Origin of the sequence: Bacteroides sp. An322, from assembly GCF_002161765.1 — a bacterium.
Lineage (GTDB): Bacteria > Bacteroidota > Bacteroidia > Bacteroidales > Bacteroidaceae > Phocaeicola > Phocaeicola merdavium.
In genome coordinates this window covers 48,728-67,175 of record NZ_NFIN01000005.1, presented here as the reverse complement: position 1 = coordinate 67,175, position 18,448 = coordinate 48,728, and the positions used below count along the sequence as shown (strand labels likewise).

At 47.2% G+C, this 18,448-nt stretch carries 15 protein-coding genes and 1 tRNA gene; 7 read left to right on the top strand and 9 right to left on the bottom strand.

The window, feature by feature from the left end; all coding sequences use genetic code 11:
• Positions 1 to 114: 114 nt before the first annotated feature.
• The 4 genes from B5F91_RS04200 to B5F91_RS04185 all read right to left on the bottom strand — a co-directional run bounded on the left by B5F91_RS04200 (position 115) and on the right by B5F91_RS04185 (position 3,066).
• Entirely contained in the window at positions 115 to 819 is a 705-nt protein-coding gene (locus B5F91_RS04200; RefSeq protein ID WP_087427862.1) for a hypothetical protein, read from the bottom strand.
• Between the two features lie 229 nt (positions 820 to 1,048).
• Positions 1,049 to 1,136, bottom strand: a tRNA-Ser gene (locus tag B5F91_RS04195).
• A 133-nt stretch (positions 1,137 to 1,269) separates the two neighbouring features.
• Positions 1,270 to 2,061 (bottom strand): TatD family hydrolase, encoded by a 792-nt coding sequence (locus tag B5F91_RS04190; RefSeq protein ID WP_087427943.1) that lies wholly within the window; start codon positions 2,059 to 2,061, stop codon positions 1,270 to 1,272.
• Between the two features lie 21 nt (positions 2,062 to 2,082).
• The gene (locus B5F91_RS04185) at positions 2,083 to 3,066 is read right to left on the bottom strand and encodes a polyprenyl synthetase family protein (protein WP_087427861.1); all 984 of its coding nucleotides are present in this window, start codon (positions 3,064 to 3,066) and stop codon (positions 2,083 to 2,085) included.
• 134 nt (positions 3,067 to 3,200) lie between these two features.
• Between B5F91_RS04185 and cmk the strand changes: the two genes are divergently transcribed.
• The 3 genes from cmk to pfkA are packed head-to-tail and all read left to right on the top strand — an operon-like array spanning position 3,201 to position 5,841.
• Positions 3,201 to 3,890, top strand: a complete 690-nt coding sequence (gene cmk / locus B5F91_RS04180) for a (d)CMP kinase (RefSeq protein WP_087427860.1) — start codon at positions 3,201 to 3,203, stop codon at positions 3,888 to 3,890.
• A complete protein-coding gene (locus tag B5F91_RS04175) occupies positions 3,887 to 4,810 on the top strand; it encodes a 4-hydroxy-3-methylbut-2-enyl diphosphate reductase (RefSeq protein WP_162611692.1) in 924 nt (307 codons plus the stop codon). The genes cmk and B5F91_RS04175 overlap by 4 nt, the downstream gene beginning before the upstream one ends.
• Positions 4,811 to 4,860: 50 nt before the next feature.
• Positions 4,861 to 5,841: a 6-phosphofructokinase gene (pfkA, locus tag B5F91_RS04170; protein ID WP_013619221.1), complete on the top strand. Its 981-nt coding sequence runs from the start codon at positions 4,861 to 4,863 to the stop codon at positions 5,839 to 5,841.
• Between the two features lie 72 nt (positions 5,842 to 5,913).
• On the opposite strand, the gene B5F91_RS04165 is transcribed toward pfkA, so the two are convergent.
• Positions 5,914 to 6,759 carry a S1-like domain-containing RNA-binding protein gene (locus B5F91_RS04165; protein ID WP_087427859.1) on the bottom strand — a complete coding sequence of 282 codons (846 nt, stop codon included), beginning with the start codon at positions 6,757 to 6,759 and terminating at the stop codon, positions 5,914 to 5,916.
• 84 nt (positions 6,760 to 6,843) lie between these two features.
• On the opposite strand from B5F91_RS04165, the gene B5F91_RS04160 reads away from it, so the two are divergent.
• The 3 genes from B5F91_RS04160 to B5F91_RS04150 all read left to right on the top strand — a co-directional run bounded on the left by B5F91_RS04160 (position 6,844) and on the right by B5F91_RS04150 (position 9,815).
• Positions 6,844 to 7,695 (top strand): endonuclease/exonuclease/phosphatase family protein, encoded by an 852-nt coding sequence (locus B5F91_RS04160; RefSeq protein ID WP_087427858.1) that lies wholly within the window; start codon positions 6,844 to 6,846, stop codon positions 7,693 to 7,695.
• Between the two features lie 126 nt (positions 7,696 to 7,821).
• Entirely contained in the window at positions 7,822 to 8,634 is an 813-nt protein-coding gene (locus tag B5F91_RS04155) for an AraC family transcriptional regulator (RefSeq protein ID WP_087427941.1), read from the top strand.
• A gap of 104 nt (positions 8,635 to 8,738) precedes the next feature.
• Complete coding sequence (locus B5F91_RS04150) at positions 8,739 to 9,815, top strand: alpha/beta hydrolase (RefSeq protein WP_087427857.1); 1,077 nt, start codon at positions 8,739 to 8,741, stop codon at positions 9,813 to 9,815.
• A gap of 253 nt (positions 9,816 to 10,068) precedes the next feature.
• Here the strand turns inward: B5F91_RS04150 and B5F91_RS04145 are convergent, their stop codons facing one another.
• The 3 genes from B5F91_RS04145 to B5F91_RS04135 all read right to left on the bottom strand — a co-directional run bounded on the left by B5F91_RS04145 (position 10,069) and on the right by B5F91_RS04135 (position 13,751).
• Complete coding sequence (locus B5F91_RS04145) at positions 10,069 to 10,740, bottom strand: ABC transporter ATP-binding protein (protein ID WP_087427856.1); 672 nt, start codon at positions 10,738 to 10,740, stop codon at positions 10,069 to 10,071.
• 147 nt (positions 10,741 to 10,887) lie between these two features.
• Complete coding sequence (locus B5F91_RS04140) at positions 10,888 to 11,610, bottom strand: tRNA threonylcarbamoyladenosine dehydratase (RefSeq protein WP_087427855.1); 723 nt, start codon at positions 11,608 to 11,610, stop codon at positions 10,888 to 10,890.
• A complete protein-coding gene (locus B5F91_RS04135; protein WP_087427854.1) occupies positions 11,607 to 13,751 on the bottom strand; it encodes a cation:proton antiporter in 2,145 nt (714 codons plus the stop codon). Before B5F91_RS04135 ends, B5F91_RS04140 begins: the two co-directional genes overlap by 4 nt.
• Before the next feature lie 299 nt (positions 13,752 to 14,050).
• On the opposite strand from B5F91_RS04135, the gene B5F91_RS04130 reads away from it, so the two are divergent.
• The gene (locus B5F91_RS04130) at positions 14,051 to 15,061 is read left to right on the top strand and encodes an aspartate-semialdehyde dehydrogenase (RefSeq protein ID WP_087427853.1); all 1,011 of its coding nucleotides are present in this window, start codon (positions 14,051 to 14,053) and stop codon (positions 15,059 to 15,061) included.
• Between the two features lie 68 nt (positions 15,062 to 15,129).
• On the opposite strand, the gene B5F91_RS04125 is transcribed toward B5F91_RS04130, so the two are convergent.
• Positions 15,130 to 18,384 carry a S41 family peptidase gene (locus B5F91_RS04125; protein ID WP_087427852.1) on the bottom strand — a complete coding sequence of 1,085 codons (3,255 nt, stop codon included), beginning with the start codon at positions 18,382 to 18,384 and terminating at the stop codon, positions 15,130 to 15,132.
• Between the last annotated feature and the right edge of the window lie 64 nt (positions 18,385 to 18,448).

Below are 18,448 nucleotides of genomic sequence, written 5' to 3'. Positions count from 1 at the left end.
TCGGTGGACTTTGTCTTCTCTAAAATTAAAACTCTGTGCCTCCGTGTCTTTGTGTTCAATGAAATAAGCCGCACATCTTTCGCAAATTCATTTCTGATTGGCTATAACTATTAACTACTTCACGATTTTCACCAGCAAAGTCTTTCCTGCCGGTTTGCCTTTCATATCAAACGATTCGGATTTCACCAACCCGATGCCTTCGGCATACCATTCGTTGATGCGGTGGGTGGTGGTCTTCAGCAAGACTTTCGTGCGCTTCAGATACGAAATCTTGATGCAATCGAACTTACCGGCGGTAGTACTTATCCGTTCTTCTCCCATGTAAGTGGCACCCGACAAGGTAATCTCGTTTTTCAGCATATTTACGATAAGCGAATACGAACGGTCGGGCATACTCTCGCCTGCCTTTGCATTCCGTTTGAGAATCAACGAATTGTCACCCTTAAACTTCAATTCCTCTTGCATGGCTGCACGTGCCGCAGTATTGTATTTGGCAGGGTCGGAATCGGAGTCGATATACGGTCCGAACCCCAAATCTTCCACACAAACCGTCTGATTTCCGTCATAATTCCAGTCGAATCGGGTATAGCTGGTGTTCCCCTTCAGCTTGTTGGTCACAATCTTATTCACGTATGCCGCCGATAGGTTATTCCCGTCTCTCCCGACATATCCTACTACAGCCGTCTCGTTCGATACGCTTTGCCCCGCTTCATCGTAATTCACATAATGAAGCTCTGCCCCCTCTATCGTACAAAAGTATTGGGCATAACCCGCATGGCATGCCAGCAGGGCAAAAATAAACAAAATCATCTTTTTCATATTTCTAGCTTTTAAATTTTGAGCACAAACTTACAAATTTCTTGTCGAATGTCCACACATTCTCTGTGTTATCTCTTATTATTTTGTAATATTGTACCATAAAATGAATCTGAATATCTTCCAAGCGCCAACAGGGGTAGAATATATGCTACAGGAAGACTTCATCTATTGAGGTAAAAGAGACTTTTGCTGATTATTCCGGAACCGTTACAGACAGATTCTACTACTGCGGAGAGAACGGGATTCGAACCCGTGATACGCTTTTGGCGTATACACGCTTTCCAGGCGTGCCTCTTCAACCACTCGAGCACCTCTCCTTTTCAATTTTCAGGCGAATCACAACTCGGAAATGCAATTCCCTATGATTTGGTTTGCAAAAGTATTCTTTTTTTCCATTCTAACCGCATTTCTTCGCTTAAAATTCGCCTGAAAGGATGAAATTAAGATATTTTAAAACGCTTCCCTATGTTTTCGGAATACTTTCAAGGCATTGGAAGACGTTATACTTGCTATATCGCCTAAGGGTTTCCCGTAAACATCTGATAGCTTTTCAGCTACTTTTACAATATACGCGCTCTCATTCCGCGTCCCCCGATAAGGCACCGGAGCCAAATAGGGAGAATCGGTTTCCAAGACAATGCGCCTGATAGGAACGGCTTTTTTCAAGACTTCAGCCAGCGTGCTTTTCTTGAATGTCACCACTCCATTGATGCCCAACATGAAACCTGTATACTCCAATAATTTCTCCGCATCATCCACCGTTCCCGTAAAGCTATGGAAAATACCAAATAAAGGCTCGTTCTTATACGGTGTCAAAACTTCCAGCAATTCGGGATACGCCTCACGACAATGAACGATCAATGGCAGACCAGCTTCCAAAGCCCAGCCCACTTGCCTGTCTAAAACTTCCATCTGTTCCTTCCGGTAAGTGGAATCCCAATATAAGTCCATGCCGACTTCTCCGATTCCATAAAAAACATGACCGGAACGAAACCAATGTTCTATCCGTTCCAATCGGGATTTCCAACCTTCATCCACCGAAGTGGGATGCAACCCAATCATCGGATAACAATCTTCGTGTGCATCACAAAAAGCCAGCATCTGCTCAACCGAATCATCGTCAATATTGGGCATAAACAAACGTGTCACTCCAGCTTCCTTTGCACGAATTAATGCCAATTCACGGTCTTCATCAAACTCTTCCACGAACAAATGGGTATGTGTATCTATCAAATGAACCATAACAACCCTTTCCTTCTTCATTTATAAATTACGATGCATCCATCCCTGCACAAAGCCCAGCAGGTGTTGCTTATATGCGGGTTCGACATTCACTTCTTCCAGCAACTGCATCCCTTGGCGGTAATAGCCTTCTATCTTCGCTTGACAAATATCCCCTATCTTCTCCTTATTATATATAGCCGTAACGGCTTCTATCTTCTGGGCAGGGTCATATTTCTCCATGGTCATCCAGTTCCGCAATTCCGCTTCCGTAGCCTCATCAGCACGTTCGAAAGCCGTAATCAGCATGAATGTCTTCTTGTTGCACAAAATATCCCCTCCGATATTCTTTCCGAAGACTTCCGGATCACCGTAAACATCCAAATAATCATCCTGCAACTGAAATGCAAGACCAATCTGGATGCCAAAATCGTATAACTTCTGTGCATCCGAAACGGAAGCACCGCCCAGTATGGCACCCATCTTTAATGCCCCTGCCAGCAACACTGAAGTCTTCAGACGTATCATTTCCATATACTCGTCCACCGTCACATCTTGGCGGTTTTCAAACTCCATATCCCATTGTTGTCCCTCGCACACTTCAAGGGCAGTCTGTGAAAAAACGTCCATCACAGAGCGCACATATTCCTCCGGACAACCTTTCATCAAAAACTGATAGGCAAGGATAATCATCGCATCGCCTGAAAGGATAGCTGTATTCTCGTTCCAGCGCTTGTGTACGGTAGGTTTGCTTCGGCGCATATCTGCCTTATCCATCAAGTCATCATGCAGCAAAGTAAAGTTATGATAGGTCTCCAAGGCTGCCGCCTGCGGAAGGACAGACTGCACGTCTTCTTTAAACAAGTTATAAGCAAGCAACATTAACACGGGGCGTATACGCTTCCCGCCAATGTCGAGCACATATTCTATCGGTTCGTACAACCCCTTCGGGGCACGGGCATAAGCCAGCCCATTCAGGTACAAATGGAAAAGCTCTTGTAATTCCTTCGGTGTTTGTTGTTTCATGATATTCTTTTTTCGTTTTAGATACTCTGTCCTGCAAATATAATGGAAAACTTAAAACGACCCATCGGATAAAGGAAGAATTATACAGAAAAAATGCGTATCTTTGAAGCCAAATCACAAAGCAAAAGAAAAAGATGAAAAAGATAACCATTGCCATCGACGGATTTTCGTCGTGCGGAAAAAGCACCATGGCAAAAGACCTGGCGAAAGAAATCGGCTACATCTATATAGATAGCGGAGCCATGTACCGTGCCGTAACCCTTTATTGCATCGAGCACGGACTCTTCAGTCCGGAAGGTGAAATAAAGACCGATGAACTGAAACGGGACATCAGCCAAATACACATTTCTTTCCGGCTGGACCCAACAACCTCTCTTCCCCGTACTTACCTGAACGGAAAAGACGTGGAAAACCAAATCCGCACGTTGGAGGTTTCTTCGAAGGTCAGCCCTGTAGCTGCACTCGGCTTTGTGCGCGAGGCACTGGTACGCCAGCAACAAGAAATGGGCAAGGAAAAAGGCATTGTCATGGACGGACGGGATATCGGCACTACGGTATTCCCCGATGCGGAACTGAAGATATTCGTCACCGCATCTCCCGAAATCCGCGCCCAACGCCGGTATGACGAATTACAAGCCAAAGGACAACACGCATCGTACGAAGACATCCTGCATAACGTGGAAGAGCGGGACCGCATCGACCAGACAAGAGAAGTCAGTCCGTTGCGCAAAGCGGATGATGCCATCTTGTTGGACAATAGCAATATGACTCTTACGGAACAAAAAGAATGGCTGATTAACCAATACAAACACGTAGCCCAATGATGGAACCGAACGAAAAACAAGTGGAAATCGACGAAAGTTCCGGCTTCTGCTTCGGGGTGACCACCGCTATCAAGAAAGCCGAAGAAGAACTGGCGAAAGGAGACACCTTATATTGCCTGGGCGACATCGTACACAACGGACAAGAATGCGAACGGCTGAAAGAACTCGGACTTATCACCATCGACCATGAAAGATTCGCTCGGCTTAACCACGTGAAAGTATTGCTCAGAGCCCACGGCGAACCTCCCCAAACCTACCAACAAGCACGGGAGAACAATATAGAAATCATCGACGCCACCTGCCCTGTAGTCCTGCGCCTGCAAAAACGCATCAAGCAGGAATTTGATACAGAAAGCCCGGACGGGAAAGACAAGCAAATCGTCATATTCGGAAAGAACGGGCATGCCGAAGTCTTGGGGTTAGTAGGGCAAACCAACGGGAAAGCTATCGTCATCGAGAATTTGGAAGAAGCCAAACGGCTGGATTTCACCAAGCACATCCGCCTGTATTCGCAAACCACCAAATCACTCGATGAATTCAGGGAAATAGTTGCCTACATTCAGGCACATATCGTCCCCCCTACCACTTTCCAATATTATGACACCATTTGCCGGCAAGTGGCAAACCGTATGCCCGAAATACGCAAGTTTGCCTCCGCACACGATTTGGTATTCTTCGTATGCGGACACAAAAGTTCGAACGGCAAAATACTTTTCCAAGAATGCCATAAAGTCAATCCGAACTCGTATCAGATTGACAAACCGGAAGAAATAGACCCGCTTTTATTGCACGAAGCGCACTCGATAGGCATTTGCGGAGCGACATCCACTCCGAAATGGCTGATGGAAGCATGCAAGGACGCCATTCTTTCGATAACAAAAAACATAAAAATAGAAGGTAATACATTTGCTTGTACATGAGATTTTTAATACCTTTGCCACATACGATAATTAACGAATGACATTTTTTTATGGGAACTATTAAATGTATTGGTATTCTGACTTCGGGAGGCGATGCCCCGGGTATGAACGCAGCTATCCGTGCTGTGACACGTTCAGCCATTTATAACGGACTGAGAGTAAAAGGCATCTACAGAGGATACAAAGGCTTGATTACAGGAGAAATCCAAGAATTCAAAACACAAAATGTAAGCAACATCATCCAGCAAGGAGGAACCATCCTGAAGACAGCACGTTGCCAGGAATTCAAGACTCCAGAAGGACGTAAGATTGCATACGAAACCATGCAACGTGAAGAAATCGATGCTTTGATTGTCATCGGAGGAGACGGTTCGCTGACCGGAGCACGCTTGTTGGCTCAAGAATACGACATTCCTTGCATCGGCTTGCCCGGAACCATCGACAATGACTTATACGGAACAGATACAACCATCGGTTATGATACCGCATTGAATACAATCCTGGATGCCGTAGATAAAATCCGCGACACAGCTACCTCACACGAGCGTCTTTTCTTCGTAGAAGTGATGGGACGTGATGCCGGATTCCTTGCTTTGAATGGCGCCATCGCCGCAGGAGCCGAAGCTGCTATTATCCCTGAGTTTAATACGGAAGTAGACCAATTGGAAGAGTTCATCAAAAACGGATTCCGCAAGTCGAAGAGCAGCTCCATCGTGCTTGTTGCCGAAAGTGAAATCACCGGAGGAGCCATGCACTATGCCGAACGTGTGAAGAACGAATATCCGCAATACGATGTACGTGTCACTATATTGGGTCACTTGCAACGCGGAGGAAGCCCCACGGCACACGACCGTATCATCGCCAGCCGTATGGGTGTAGCCAGCATCCAAGCTCTGATGGAAGGACAACGCAACGTAATGATTGGTATCGAAAACGACCAAATCGTATATGTTCCATTCAGCAAAGCCATTAAGAACGATAAGCCTATCGACCGTGAACTGGTGAACGTGCTTCATGAATTGTCCATCTAAATAAATTGAAAATTGAGAATTGAAAATTAAAAATTGCGATGCCGCATGGATAATTTTCAATTCTCAATTTTATCAGTCTTGCGGAACAATCCGGATACCTCCTTCTTCCAACATAATCAAACGTTTCTTATATAAATCGCCGACCGCTTTCTTGAATGTTTTCTTGCTTACGCCAAACGTATTATAGATTACAGCCGCCTCGGTCTTGTCGTTCATGGTGGTAAACCCGCCCTGAGCCTCAATGTATTGAAGCAACGTTTCCGCAAAATCATCTACCTTTTCAAAACCGGCTTTCTGTAAAGCCAAATCAATCTTTCCGTCTTCGCGCACTTGTTTGATATAAGCCTGCAGGCATTTTCCCGGGCTTAACGGCTGGAACACTTCGTTATGATAAATCATACCGCTAAACTTATTATCCACAATCACCTTGTAGCCCAAATCTGTACGTTGCCATACCAAGACATCCACTTCTTCGCCGGCTTCATACTCCGGACGCTCTTTCGACAAAAAATGTTCCACCTTGGCAGAAGCTACGATACGATAGCTTTCCTCGTCAATGTACACATAGACTATGTATTTGCCGCCCTTTACCATCTTTGCCTTCTGTTCCCGATAAGGCACAAACAAGTCTTTCATAAGCCCCCAATTCAAGAACGCCCCGAACTGGTTGACCCATGCCACTTCCAGACAAGCGAACTCGCCAACCTGAGCGTACGGTTGCAGGGTTGTAGCCACCAACCGTTCATCCATATCCAAATAGATGAACACATTCAGCATATCGCCCGGCACACACCCTTCGGGCACGTATCGCTTGGGCAACAAGATTTCACCGTCCTCATCACCATTCAAATAAACACCGAAGTCTACTTCCTTCACAACTTCCAACTGATTGTATTTTCCTAACCGTATATGACTCATAAAAAACAATTTTGGTACAAATATACGGAGTTTTTCCTATATATTTTGTATCTTAGCGGAATATAAGAATCTAAACAAATAATTATGAAAAGACTTTTTTGGGCTATAGCCTTTATAACATCAACGTTTTTCTCCTCGTTATGTCAAGCACAGACGATTACTTGGGCCACGTTCAATATCCGGTATGACAACCCTGCCGACTCACTGAATAACTGGCAATTCCGCAAAGATACCGCCACCCGGTTTATCCAAGCACAAGACATGGACATCGTAGGGATGCAAGAAGTGCTTCACAACCAGTTGGAAGACCTGTTGCAACGCCTGCCCGGTTACAAAGTCATCGGAGTGGGACGCGACGATGGGAAAACCCAAGGCGAATATGCCCCTCTCTTGTATAAAGAAGAACGGTTTGAAGTGTTGGATAGCAACACGTTCTGGCTTTCGCAATACCCCGATAGCGTAGGGTTCATCGGATGGGACGGAGCATGTACCCGTATCGCGACATGGGCAAAAATGAAAGACAAGCAGACGGGCAAGGTGTTCATGGCGGTCAATACCCACTTCGACCATGTAGGCGTCACCGCCCGGCGTGAAAGTGCCTTATTGATTATCAAGAAGATAAAAAAAATAGTAGGAGACCGCCCGGCTGTACTGACCGGAGACTTCAACGTAAACGAAGCCTCGGAAGCCTATCGCACCATTACCACCAATCCGTTCGTACTGAAAGACGCTATGAAAATCGCCGGCAAACGGACGGGAGTAGACTATACCTTCCACGACTTCGGACGCATTCCTTCGGAACAATGCGAGAAAATCGATTTTATCTTTGTCACTTCGAACATCAAAGTGACAGATAGCTTCATACCGAAAGAAGCGGAATCGGAAGGCAAGTTCCTCTCCGACCATAACCCGCAAATCGTACACCTTATATTATAAAGAAACGCAGATTTTCGCAGATTATAATTAAAATGTCCGCATACGCCCCTACGTTGGCTTTTTGCGGACATTCAAAAAAACAATCACATGGAACGACAAAACCAAGCGGAAGACCTTTCCGGTCCGATGAAAATGATATTCAACTACAATAACATTTTCTTCAGCTTTTTCTACGATGATACCAGCGGATGCATCCACCGCTCGCGCGAATACGCCATGAATTACGTCTACTCGGGAGAAATGCTGCTTGATAATGGCAAAGAACAGATACACGTGGGAAAAGGCGAATGCGTATTCATCCCCCGCGATCATCACATCACCATGTATAAACGGACCGCCGGAGGAGAAAGATATTGCGGCATCTTCCTGATGTTCACCCGTAGCTTCCTGAAAGAGATGTACACGAAATTCAAGCAATACAAAACACCGGAGCATACACCTAAGTTGGCTTCGGGCGTCATCAAGCTGCCCCAAACCGCCGAACTCGCCAGCCTTTTCGCCTCCATGGTTCCGTATTTCGACCCGAACGTAAAGCCGCAAGACGATTTGATGCAATTGAAGTTGCAAGAAGGACTGCTTGCCTTGCTCCACATCGACAAGCGTTTTGCACCGATGTTGTTCGACTTCAACGAACCGTGGAAGATAGACATCCTCGACTTCATGAACCAAAACTATATGTATGAGTTCTCGATGGAAGAATTAGCGCACTACACCGGACGAAGCCTTGCCACCTTCAAGCGGGACTTCAAGAAAGTGAGCGACCTCACTCCCGAAAAGTGGCTGATACGGAAACGGCTGGAAGTGGCATACGACTTAATGAAGCAAGGAGGACGAAAAATAGCAGATGTATATACCGAAGTCGGCTTCAAGAACCAATCCCATTTCTCTACCGCTTTCAAAAAGCTGTACGGCATACCGCCGACAAGCATTTCCACATAAAATTAAATTGAACTTTTCAGCAATACACTTTGAGCCTCACAGCAATAACACTGTGGGGCTTTTGCGCTATATTTGCCTTCGTAAACCAAGACCCTACCTGAGTTATGAAACATGAATTGAAAAAACTATGTATGGCTTTGCTGGTCTGCACATGCGGAGCAGGAAGCCTCACAGCACAAAATCATCCAATTAATTCAAACAGCTTTATGGAAGAGAAATTGACTTTAACACAAGAATGGGACAAGGTGTTCCCGAAAAGCGACAAAGTGAACCACACCAAGGTAACGTTCCACAACCGTTACGGCATCACACTGGCTGCCGACCTTTACATACCGAAAGGTGCAACGGGAAAACTTCCTGCCATTGCTATCTGCGGTCCTTTCGGCGCGGTAAAAGAACAAGCATCGGGACTCTATGCACAGACATTGGCTGAACGCGGATTCCTGACACTGGCTTTCGACCCTTCATTTACCGGCGAGAGCGGAGGGCAGCCCCGCTACGTGGCTTCGCCCGACATCAATACCGAAGACTTCTGTGCAGCCGTAGATTATCTGTCGACACGCGAAGATACAGACCCTGAACGCATCGGCATACTGGGTATCTGCGGTTGGGGCGGAATGGCTATCAACGCCGCAGCCATCGACACACGCATCAAAGCGACGGTGGCTTCTACGATGTACGACATGAGCCGCGTTACCGCCAACGGTTATTTCGATGCGGCAGATAACGCCGACGCACGTTACGAGACACGCAAACAACTGAACGCCCAACGTACAGAAGATTACCTCAACGGCAATTATGCACTGGCTGGCGGCGTAGTCGACCCCTTGCCCGAAGACGCTCCGCAATTCGTGAAAGATTATCATGCTTATTACAAGACTTCACGCGGATACCACAAACGTTCGCTCAATTCGAACGGAGGATGGAACAAGACTTCGTCCCTCTCCTTCCTCAACATGCCGATATTGGCGTATGCCGGTGAAATCCGTAGCGCCGTATTGCTCGTCCACGGCGAGAAAGCGCACTCACGCTATTTCAGTGAAGACACATACAAAATGCTGAAAGGCGACAACAAAGAACTGCTGATTGTCCCCGAAGCAAACCACACCGACTTGTATGACAACTTCGAAAAGATCCCGTTCGATAAGATTGAGGAGTTCTATCGTATGTATTTGAAATAGAAAAGGCTGAATCTGTCTTATAGTCAATCAGAAATGAATTGCGAAAAGAAATGTGGGACCCTTTAGATTGAACACAGAGACACAGAGGCACAGAGAAAACAAATATAGAGAAGACAAAGCTCACAGAGCCAATGCTTTTCTCCGTGGACTTTGTCCTCTCTAAAAATAAAAAACTTTGTACCTCCGTGTCTCTGTGTTCAATTCCATTTTCGCAAACCAATTTTGTCTGACTATAAAAACGGGGAAGCACTTATCAGAACGGATGGGTGCTTTCCCCGTTGATTCTCCCGTCTATCAAATGGATGGTGCGGTCGGTCTGCGAAGCGAGCGTTTCATCGTGAGTGACGATGACAAAAGTCTGCCCCAACTTCTCACGCAACTCGAAGAACAAACGGTGCAGTTCTTCCTTGTTCTGCGTATCAAGGCTTCCCGAAGGTTCGTCCGCCAATATCACCGAAGGATGATTGATTAATGCACGGGCTACAGCTACCCGTTGCTTCTCTCCTCCCGAAAGCTCCGCCGGCTTATGCGAAGCCCTTTCAGCCAAGCCCAAGAAAGCCAGCATCTCTTCCGCTTCTTTCCGCGCGTTCCGTCCCGAAGTGCCGTTTATCAATGCCGGTATCATCACGTTCTCTAATGCCGTAAACTCGGGCAATAATTGGTGAAACTGGAACACGAACCCGATTTCTTTGTTGCGGAAAGCAGCCAGTTCTTTATCTTTCAGACGGTTCACTTCCACATGATTTAATACAATGCGTCCCGCATCGGGCTTGTCCAGCGTTCCCATAATCTGAAGCAATGTAGTCTTTCCGGCTCCGCTGGGCCCTACGATACTAACTACTTCTCCTTTGTTTATAGTCAAATCGATTCCCTTCAATACTTGAAGCGAACCGAAACTCTTGGTTATTCCTTCTAATTGAATCATGTTTATCTCATTTTAAACCGAACACAGAGACACAAAGGCACAGAGAAATTAATAATTGAAAATTAGAAATTTAAATACGATGCCGCACAGAATAGGTCTTAATTTTTAATTAAAAAACTCTGTGTCTCCGTGCCTCTGTGTTCAACATTACAATTTGCGTATCACATATTCCGCTAAATAACATCCGAACACCGCCGGCATATAGCTGATAGTCCCAGTGGTCGATTTCTTATTCTGCTCGTCATTCACCAATACCACCGCATTCGGGTCTGCCTGTTCGGTACTGAACACCACGGGGATTTTCCGCTTCACGCCCATCTTCTGCAAGCGTTTCCGTACCGCCTTGCTCAATCCGCAATGATAGGTCTCCCACAGGTCGGCAAAACGGACTTGGGTAATGTCGCTCTTCGCTCCAGCACCCATACTACAAACGATTTTAATGCCCCGCCTCAAAGCGTGGTATATCAAATAACATTTCGGAGATACCGTATCAATGGCATCTACTATAAAATCGAACCGATTATTATCCAACAATTCAGGGATAGCCTCATCTTTCAAATACACCGGAAGCACCGCCAGCCGCACATCGGGATTGATATCCCGAAAGCGTTCCGCAAGCACTTCCGCCTTGGGCTTCCCCAATGTGGAATGAAGCGCAGGAAGCTGGCGGTTGATATTGGTGGGCTGCACCGTATCGGCATCTACGATAGTCATCCGCCCCACCCCGGCACGGCACAACATCTCGGCGGCATACGCCCCTACTCCGCCCAAGCCTACCACCAAGACATGGGCATTGCGCAAACGCTCCATTTTTTCTTCTCCTAACAACAATCCGGTACGTTGTTGCCAATCTATTCTATCCTCACTCATGAATGTTTCTTAAACCATTTATAAATCCAATTACCCACCTTGTCATAATATTGCGTTTCGGCAAACCCGCGCGGGTCGGCAAACGAAAGGCTCTCGTTCGGGTCTCCCCTTTGCTCTGGATAAAGCAACATGATGCTATTGTTATTAAAATACTTAGACACCTGCATCGGCAATTTCTCGAAAGAGGAATCATACGAAATAGAACCGCGACGTGCACTCACAATCACCAATAAATGGTCGTAATTGACTTGTCCGGTAAGCAACAACAAATCATTCCAATCATCCAGTTCCGAATAAACCGCCCGTGTGTCTTTGTGTTTCTTCTGAATATATCCGCGGATATACCCTAAGGTTTGAGGATGAGCATAAAAATGCACCCGGCATCCCAACTGGCTGCTCATACGGCACATGTAAGTTACCCATTTAATGAAACCATGCTCGAATTCCGCTTTCGACGGAACCGCCACAATGATACGCCGCAACGTATTGACCGGCATTTGGAAGCGCACAACCATGACTTGCAGATAGGTGTTCTTCAACAAGTTCTCGGTCAGATTCCCGAAGAAAGAGTCAACAATGCTTGCCTTGTAATGCAATCCGATGATGATGCCTGTAGCCTCGTATTCTTTTGCCGTATGCAAAATGCCGGCTGTAATGTTCAGGTCGAAACGGCTCACGGTGGTTAGTTTTACATTGGTCGAAGCCGCTATTTGAGCCGCCCGTTCCAAGTTCCGTTTGCTCCGCATTTCCTGCTTTATCGAGTCGTTATTGTCGTTGATGACACTCAATGCAACCAAATTATCGGGAAGTTTCTCGTCACGCAACACCAAGCCCAAGCTCATCAGCCCCTCCAGCGTTTCCGGATTCGCCACCGGAATGAGGAAACGCTCCTTTTCCTGCTCTTTCTCCTCTTCCACATCGGCATCGTGCATGGCAATCCGCTTGGCGGTATGTTCGGTTATGAACGAACTGACGATACACGTCACCAATATCAAGAGAATCGTTCCGTTCAACACATCTTCATTCAACAAGCGTTCGCCCGAAGGCAAGACAATGCCATATCCCACCAATACCGCCGCCAATGTAGCCGCCGCCTGCGCATTGCTCAAACCGAACATCAGTTCACGCTCTAAGGCACGCAACCGGAAAATCTTTTGCGTAAGCCATGAGGCAATCCACTTACCTGCCAAAGCCACGACAATCATCACCATAGCCACCTTTATCGACTCAACATGTCCGAACAACACATTCAGGTTAATCAACATACCAACCCCTATCAAGAAATAAGGGATAAACAAAGCGTTGCCTACAAATTCCAAGTGATTCATCAGCGGAGACACGTGAGGTATCAGGCGGTTCAGCAACAATCCCACAAGGAATGCGCCCAAAATGCCTTCCATGCCTATCAGCTCCATCAATCCCCCGCCAAGGAAAACCATTGCCAACACGAAGATATACTGCACCACATTGTCGCTATACCGGCGGAAGAACCAACGGGCGATGCGGGGGAACGTATACATAATGATGATGCTCAACACCAAGAACTTCAGCACCAGCCATATCCAAAAATAATCCGAAGTCTCCCCTTTATACAAACCGGATATGACCGCCAAGACCAACAAGGTAAGCGTATCGGTCACCGCCGTACCGCCTACCGCAATGCCTACCGCACGCTGGCGGTTGATGCCATAACGGATTACAATCGGATAAGCAATCAAGGTATGCGAGGCATACATACTGGCAAGCAAGACCGAAGTGACCACACCATAATCCAGGATGTTCATATTCGTCCAAAAGCCGATGCCCAACGGAATAATGAAAGCCAACAATCCCAATACCGTCGCCTTGACCCGGATGCTCTTGAAATCCTCCATATTCATTTCCAGCCCGGCAAGGAACATGATGTAATAAAGCCCTACCTTGCCAAACAATTCAAAACTGCTATCGCGCGCCAAGATATTAAACCCGTGCTCGCCTATCACTACCCCTGCCAATATCATCCCGATGATATGCGGAATGCGCAGACGTTCCAAAATAATCGGCGCAAAAAGGATAATAACAAGCACAAGAAAGAAAATCCACGTGGGGTCGGTAATAGGAAAATGGATATCAAAGTCTATAAAGTCTGCAAGTTCTTTCATAAATTGGTATCGTCATTGGTTCATTTCACGAACAAAAATAGAAAAAATCTTCCGATTATCCGCATTAATCGAACAGAATGTTTTATTTTTGCGGTCAGATTTGTACAAAGTTCATATTTTACAAACGCAGAGACGCAAAAACGCAGAGAAATACATTTTTAGAGAAGGCAAAGAGGGCACGGAGCCAATGCTTTTCTCTGCACCCTTTGCTTTCTCTAAAATAAAAAGACTCAGCGATTTTGCGTCTCTGCGTTTTTATTAAACAAGAAAGTATTAACATTAAAAATAGAGTTGAAAATATGAAAGTAGCGATTGTTGGCGCAAGCGGAGCCGTAGGACAAGAGTTCCTGCGCGTGCTCGATGAAAGGAATTTTCCTATCGATGAATTAGTGTTGTTCGGTTCTCACCGGAGTGCCGGACGAAAATATACTTTCCGCGGAAAAGAAATCGAAGTAAAATTATTGCAACACAATGATGATTTCAAAGGAGTGGACATTGCCTTCACTTCCGCCGGAGCCGGAACTTCGAAAGAGTTTGCCGAGACCATCACGAAATATGGCGCGGTGATGATTGACAACTCAAGCGCGTTCCGCATGGATGCAGATATTCCTTTGGTAGTGCCCGAAGTAAATCCGGACGATGCGCTCAACCGCCCGCGCGGCATCATTGCTAATCCCAATTGCACCACCATCCAAATGGTGGTAGCCCTGAAGGCTATCGAAAACCTGACCCATATCAAACGGGTACACGTTTCTACCTACCAAGCAGCCAGCGGAGCGGGTGCAGCCGCTATGGACGAACTTTACGAACAATACCGCCAAGTATTGAACAACGAACCGGTAAAAGTAGAAAAGTTCGCTTACCAGCTTGCCTTCAACCTGATTCCGCAAATCGATGTCTTTACCGATAATGGTTATACGAAAGAAGAAATGAAGATGTATAACGAGACCCGCAAAATCATGCACTCGGATGTAAAGGTCAGTGCGACCTGTGTGCGTGTGCCTGCCCTGCGCTCACACTCGGAAAGCATCTGGATTGAGACCGAACGTCCCGTATCAGTAGAAGAAGCCCGCAAAGCATTTGCCGAAGGCGAAGGACTGGTATTAATGGATAATCCCGAAAAGAAGGAATACCCCATGCCGCTCTTCTTGGCAGGAAAAGACCCGGTTTATGTAGGCCGCATCCGTAAAGACCTAAGCAACGAAAACGGATTGACATTCTGGATTGTAGGCGACCAAATCAAGAAAGGCGCCGCATTGAATGCCGTACAAATCGCCGAATATTTAATTAAGGTAGGCAATATCAAGTAAATTGATATATTTTCAGAAGAGGGTGTGCCAAAATAGAAATTAATTTTCATTTTGGCACACCCTTTTTTCTATCTCGCCTTTGCCGCATCCGCTTCTTTCAGCATTTCCTTTACCGCGGCTTCCAGTTGCTCATCGATGCCTTGCAAAGATTTTTCAGGGCTGTTATATACCTTGATGTCAGGTTCTAACTGATGATTCTCCATGTAGTTTCCCCGCATGTCCATGCATCCCACTTGCGGAATGCCGAACACGATGCTGGGGTCTATCTGACGCTCCCACCATACGGCGGTCATCGTTCCCGGTACGGGCGCACCGATAAGCTTGCCTATCTTCAGTTCCTTATACACCCACGGGAATCCGTGCGCATTGCTGTAATTGTCCTCGCAAATCAATACACACGAAGGCTTCAGCCATTTGTTATACGGGTCGCTCCCGATGTATTGCCCGCGCGGAACGAAACGCTGGTATTCCTTTCCGCTCAAGAGAGTAGCCAAATCATCGTGCAACCAGCCTCCCCCATTATGGCGTGTATCTACTATCACCGCTTCCTTATTCCGGTTCCGGTCGCTCAACAATTCGCTATATACGGTACGGAAACTCGGACTGTCCATGCCTTCCACATGCACGTAAGCGATGCGTCCGCCCGAAAGCTCCTCTACCATTTTCTCGTTGCGTTTCACCCATCGCTTGTAGAGCAATTCTTCCTGACGCGCTTGCGATATGGCTTTCACCGATACGTCAAACCGCTTTCCGGTGGCTGGATTATACACGGCAAGCAATACGTTCTTTCCCGCCTTTCCGTCCAACATCGGATAATAATCGGTATCTTTCCCAATCAATTGCCCGTCTATCTTCTCGATGACGCATCCCTCTACCACCTCGGTTTTCTTCACATCGAAAGGTCCTTGCTTGATGATTTCCTTTATCTTCAGCCCTTCACCCGCATAAGCATTGTCGAAGAACACGCCCAAGCAAGCCGTAGCCAATGTGCGCGAAGGGGCATAGTAACGGGCACCCGTATGCGAACCGTTCAGTTCGCCTAACATCTCGCTCAAGAGTTCTTGGAAATCATGGTTGTTATTGATGTGGGGCAAGAAGCGGAGATATGCCTCGCGATAGCCTTTCCAATCCGCTCCATGCAGGTCTGCCACGTAGAATTTCTCTTCCACTTGCTTCCACACGTGCTCGAACATATAGCGGCGTTCATCGTATGGGCGGTAATTGAACACGGCTTCAAACTCCACGGGTTTGGTCTCGCTCTTTTCCACGTCTATCTTGCGGATGCCTCCCTTCGTGCAAAGGAAGAGGTGCTTGTTCTCTTTATCCGCTTTGAGCGAACCGTAACCGATGTCCTTCAAAAGAATCTTGGTCTTGTCTTCTTTCAAGTCATGTTCCCAAAGGTCATAGCCGCCTTCGAACGAAGCCTGATAATACAACTTATCCCCTTTCCCGGTCAACACCGCATCACCCAAGTGCGAAGAGTTCACCGTAAGCCGGATGATGCGGTCGCGGCAATTCTCTAAGTCGAACGTAAGCGGTTCCGTTTCCTTCTTGTCTTCTTTCTTTCCTTTTTCTTTTTTCTTATCCTCTTTCTTATCCGGCTCTGACTCATCCTCTTTCTTTTCTTCTTCCACCAGTGCCAATTCTTCCTTACTCATGCGGAAACGTTCGTAAGCGTCGAGGTCGAAAAACATAATGTAGATATCGCTCTCCGCACCCCAGCTTCCGTGGCTCCGGTATCCGGCGCGGTCGCTCTCCCATATCATCGCTTTACCGTCCAAGACCCATTTGGCATTGGTATCGGTATAGCCACTCTCGGTCAGGTTATGGATTTCCCCGTTGCCCGAAGCATTGACCAATGCCACATCATTGTTGTTCCATCCGCCCGTACCGATGTATCCACTCAATAGCCAACGGCTATCGGGACTCCATTCGAACCATTGGTCTCCGTCGCTATACGAATATTCATACTTCCCGTCCATGGCGGTGCAAACGGATTTATCTTCCAGATTGAGCACACGCAGGGTGGTACGCCGTTCGAGGAATGCCACTTTCTTCCCGTCCGGGCTATACTGAGGCTGGAACGAGGTAGCCGTATTATCGGTCAGGCGTTCTTCCTTGATACCGGTGGCGTATGTAAAGAGTTTCTCGTCCTTTACCGTAAGCGAAGCCTGATACACCTGCCACAATCCGTCGCGTTCCGAAGAATACACTACACTTCTGCCGTCGGGCGAGAAATCCAAGTCACGCTCCTGCTCGGGCGTATCGGTAATCTTACGGGTGGTCTTATAATCGGCGGAGGTGACAAACACATCCCCGTGAAGGATGAAAGCGATTTCTTTCCCGTCGGGCGATACCGCTATTTCCGTAGCTCCCGAAGTCTTTATCTGCGGCTCTAAGGCTTGCTCGGTTTGGTCGGTCACGATACGGATAGCTACCTTCCGGGGTTGTTCTCCCTCTTTCAATGTATAAATTTCGCCGTTATAGCCATAACAAAGCATCCCGTTACGGGCTGCGGTAAGGAAACGTACCGGATGCTGGGTGTGGCGGGTCAATTGCTTTTCGCCCGTTCCGTCCACCTTCCGCTTATAGACATTGAATGTCCCGTCTTTCTCGCTCAGGTAATAAAACGATGTACCATCCGCGCCCCACACCGGTGTACGGTCTTCTCCGGCAAAATCGGTGAGCTTCGTATAAGTACGCTTTCCGCTCTCCATCCGGCTCATCCATACATCGCGGGTGATGGACGAAGTATGATGCTTGCGCCAAGGGTCTTCATATCCCTTTTTATCGTGATAGAGCAAGGTAGTGCCGTCGCTCGCCACACTGATGTCTTCCATCGGCAAAGAAGAGTAAAGCACGGGGCGTCCGCCTTCGATACTCACCTGATACACCTGCGGGAATTGGGCACTGGGGAAAGCCATGTCTTTCGCATCGGGCATCAACGAAGCCTCGTACAACACGTGCCCGTTATCGCTAAAAGCGATTGGCGTTTCGTTTCCCGAATGGGTGGTAAGCCGTTTCGGAGTCCCTCCGTCCTTACTTACCACATATATGTCGAGGCTTCCCCCGCGGTCGGACGCGAAAGCTATCCGTGTGCCGTCCGGACTCCATACGGGATGCGTATCGTAAGCCGCGTTCGTGGTCAGTTGCATGGCTTTCCCTCCTTGCGGATAAACCGTATAAATATCGCCCTTATAGCAAAAAGCGATGGTGCTTCCGTCGGGCGAGAGGGCACAATAGCGTGTCCATAGCGGGGATTTTTGTGCACCCGCTATCCCTGCCAGTGCCAGCCCCGCAATCATAAGCAATTGTTTTTTCATATTGATTTTTTTTACAAACGCAAAGACGCAAAGCGCAAAAGCTCTGTGTCTCCGTATCTCTGTG

Excerpts from the sequence above, each read along its gene's own strand:
- B5F91_RS04200 (WP_087427862.1), bottom strand. The coding sequence starts at position 819 with ATGAAAAAGATGATTTTGTTTATTTTTGCCCTGCTGGCATGCCATGCG.
- B5F91_RS04190 (WP_087427943.1), bottom strand. The coding sequence starts at position 2,061 with ATGGTTCATTTGATAGATACACATACCCATTTGTTCGTGGAAGAGTTT.
- B5F91_RS04185 (WP_087427861.1), bottom strand. The coding sequence starts at position 3,066 with ATGAAACAACAAACACCGAAGGAATTACAAGAGCTTTTCCATTTGTAC.
- cmk (WP_087427860.1), top strand. The coding sequence starts at position 3,201 with ATGAAAAAGATAACCATTGCCATCGACGGATTTTCGTCGTGCGGAAAA.
- B5F91_RS04175 (WP_162611692.1), top strand. The coding sequence starts at position 3,887 with ATGATGGAACCGAACGAAAAACAAGTGGAAATCGACGAAAGTTCCGGC.
- pfkA (WP_013619221.1), top strand. The coding sequence starts at position 4,861 with ATGGGAACTATTAAATGTATTGGTATTCTGACTTCGGGAGGCGATGCC.
- B5F91_RS04165 (WP_087427859.1), bottom strand. The coding sequence starts at position 6,759 with ATGAGTCATATACGGTTAGGAAAATACAATCAGTTGGAAGTTGTGAAG.
- B5F91_RS04160 (WP_087427858.1), top strand. The coding sequence starts at position 6,844 with ATGAAAAGACTTTTTTGGGCTATAGCCTTTATAACATCAACGTTTTTC.
- B5F91_RS04155 (WP_087427941.1), top strand. The coding sequence starts at position 7,822 with ATGAAAATGATATTCAACTACAATAACATTTTCTTCAGCTTTTTCTAC.
- B5F91_RS04150 (WP_087427857.1), top strand. The coding sequence starts at position 8,739 with ATGAAACATGAATTGAAAAAACTATGTATGGCTTTGCTGGTCTGCACA.
- B5F91_RS04145 (WP_087427856.1), bottom strand. The coding sequence starts at position 10,740 with ATGATTCAATTAGAAGGAATAACCAAGAGTTTCGGTTCGCTTCAAGTA.
- B5F91_RS04140 (WP_087427855.1), bottom strand. The coding sequence starts at position 11,610 with ATGAGTGAGGATAGAATAGATTGGCAACAACGTACCGGATTGTTGTTA.
- B5F91_RS04135 (WP_087427854.1), bottom strand. The coding sequence starts at position 13,751 with ATGAAAGAACTTGCAGACTTTATAGACTTTGATATCCATTTTCCTATT.
- B5F91_RS04130 (WP_087427853.1), top strand. The coding sequence starts at position 14,051 with ATGAAAGTAGCGATTGTTGGCGCAAGCGGAGCCGTAGGACAAGAGTTC.
- B5F91_RS04125 (WP_087427852.1), bottom strand. The coding sequence starts at position 18,384 with ATGAAAAAACAATTGCTTATGATTGCGGGGCTGGCACTGGCAGGGATA.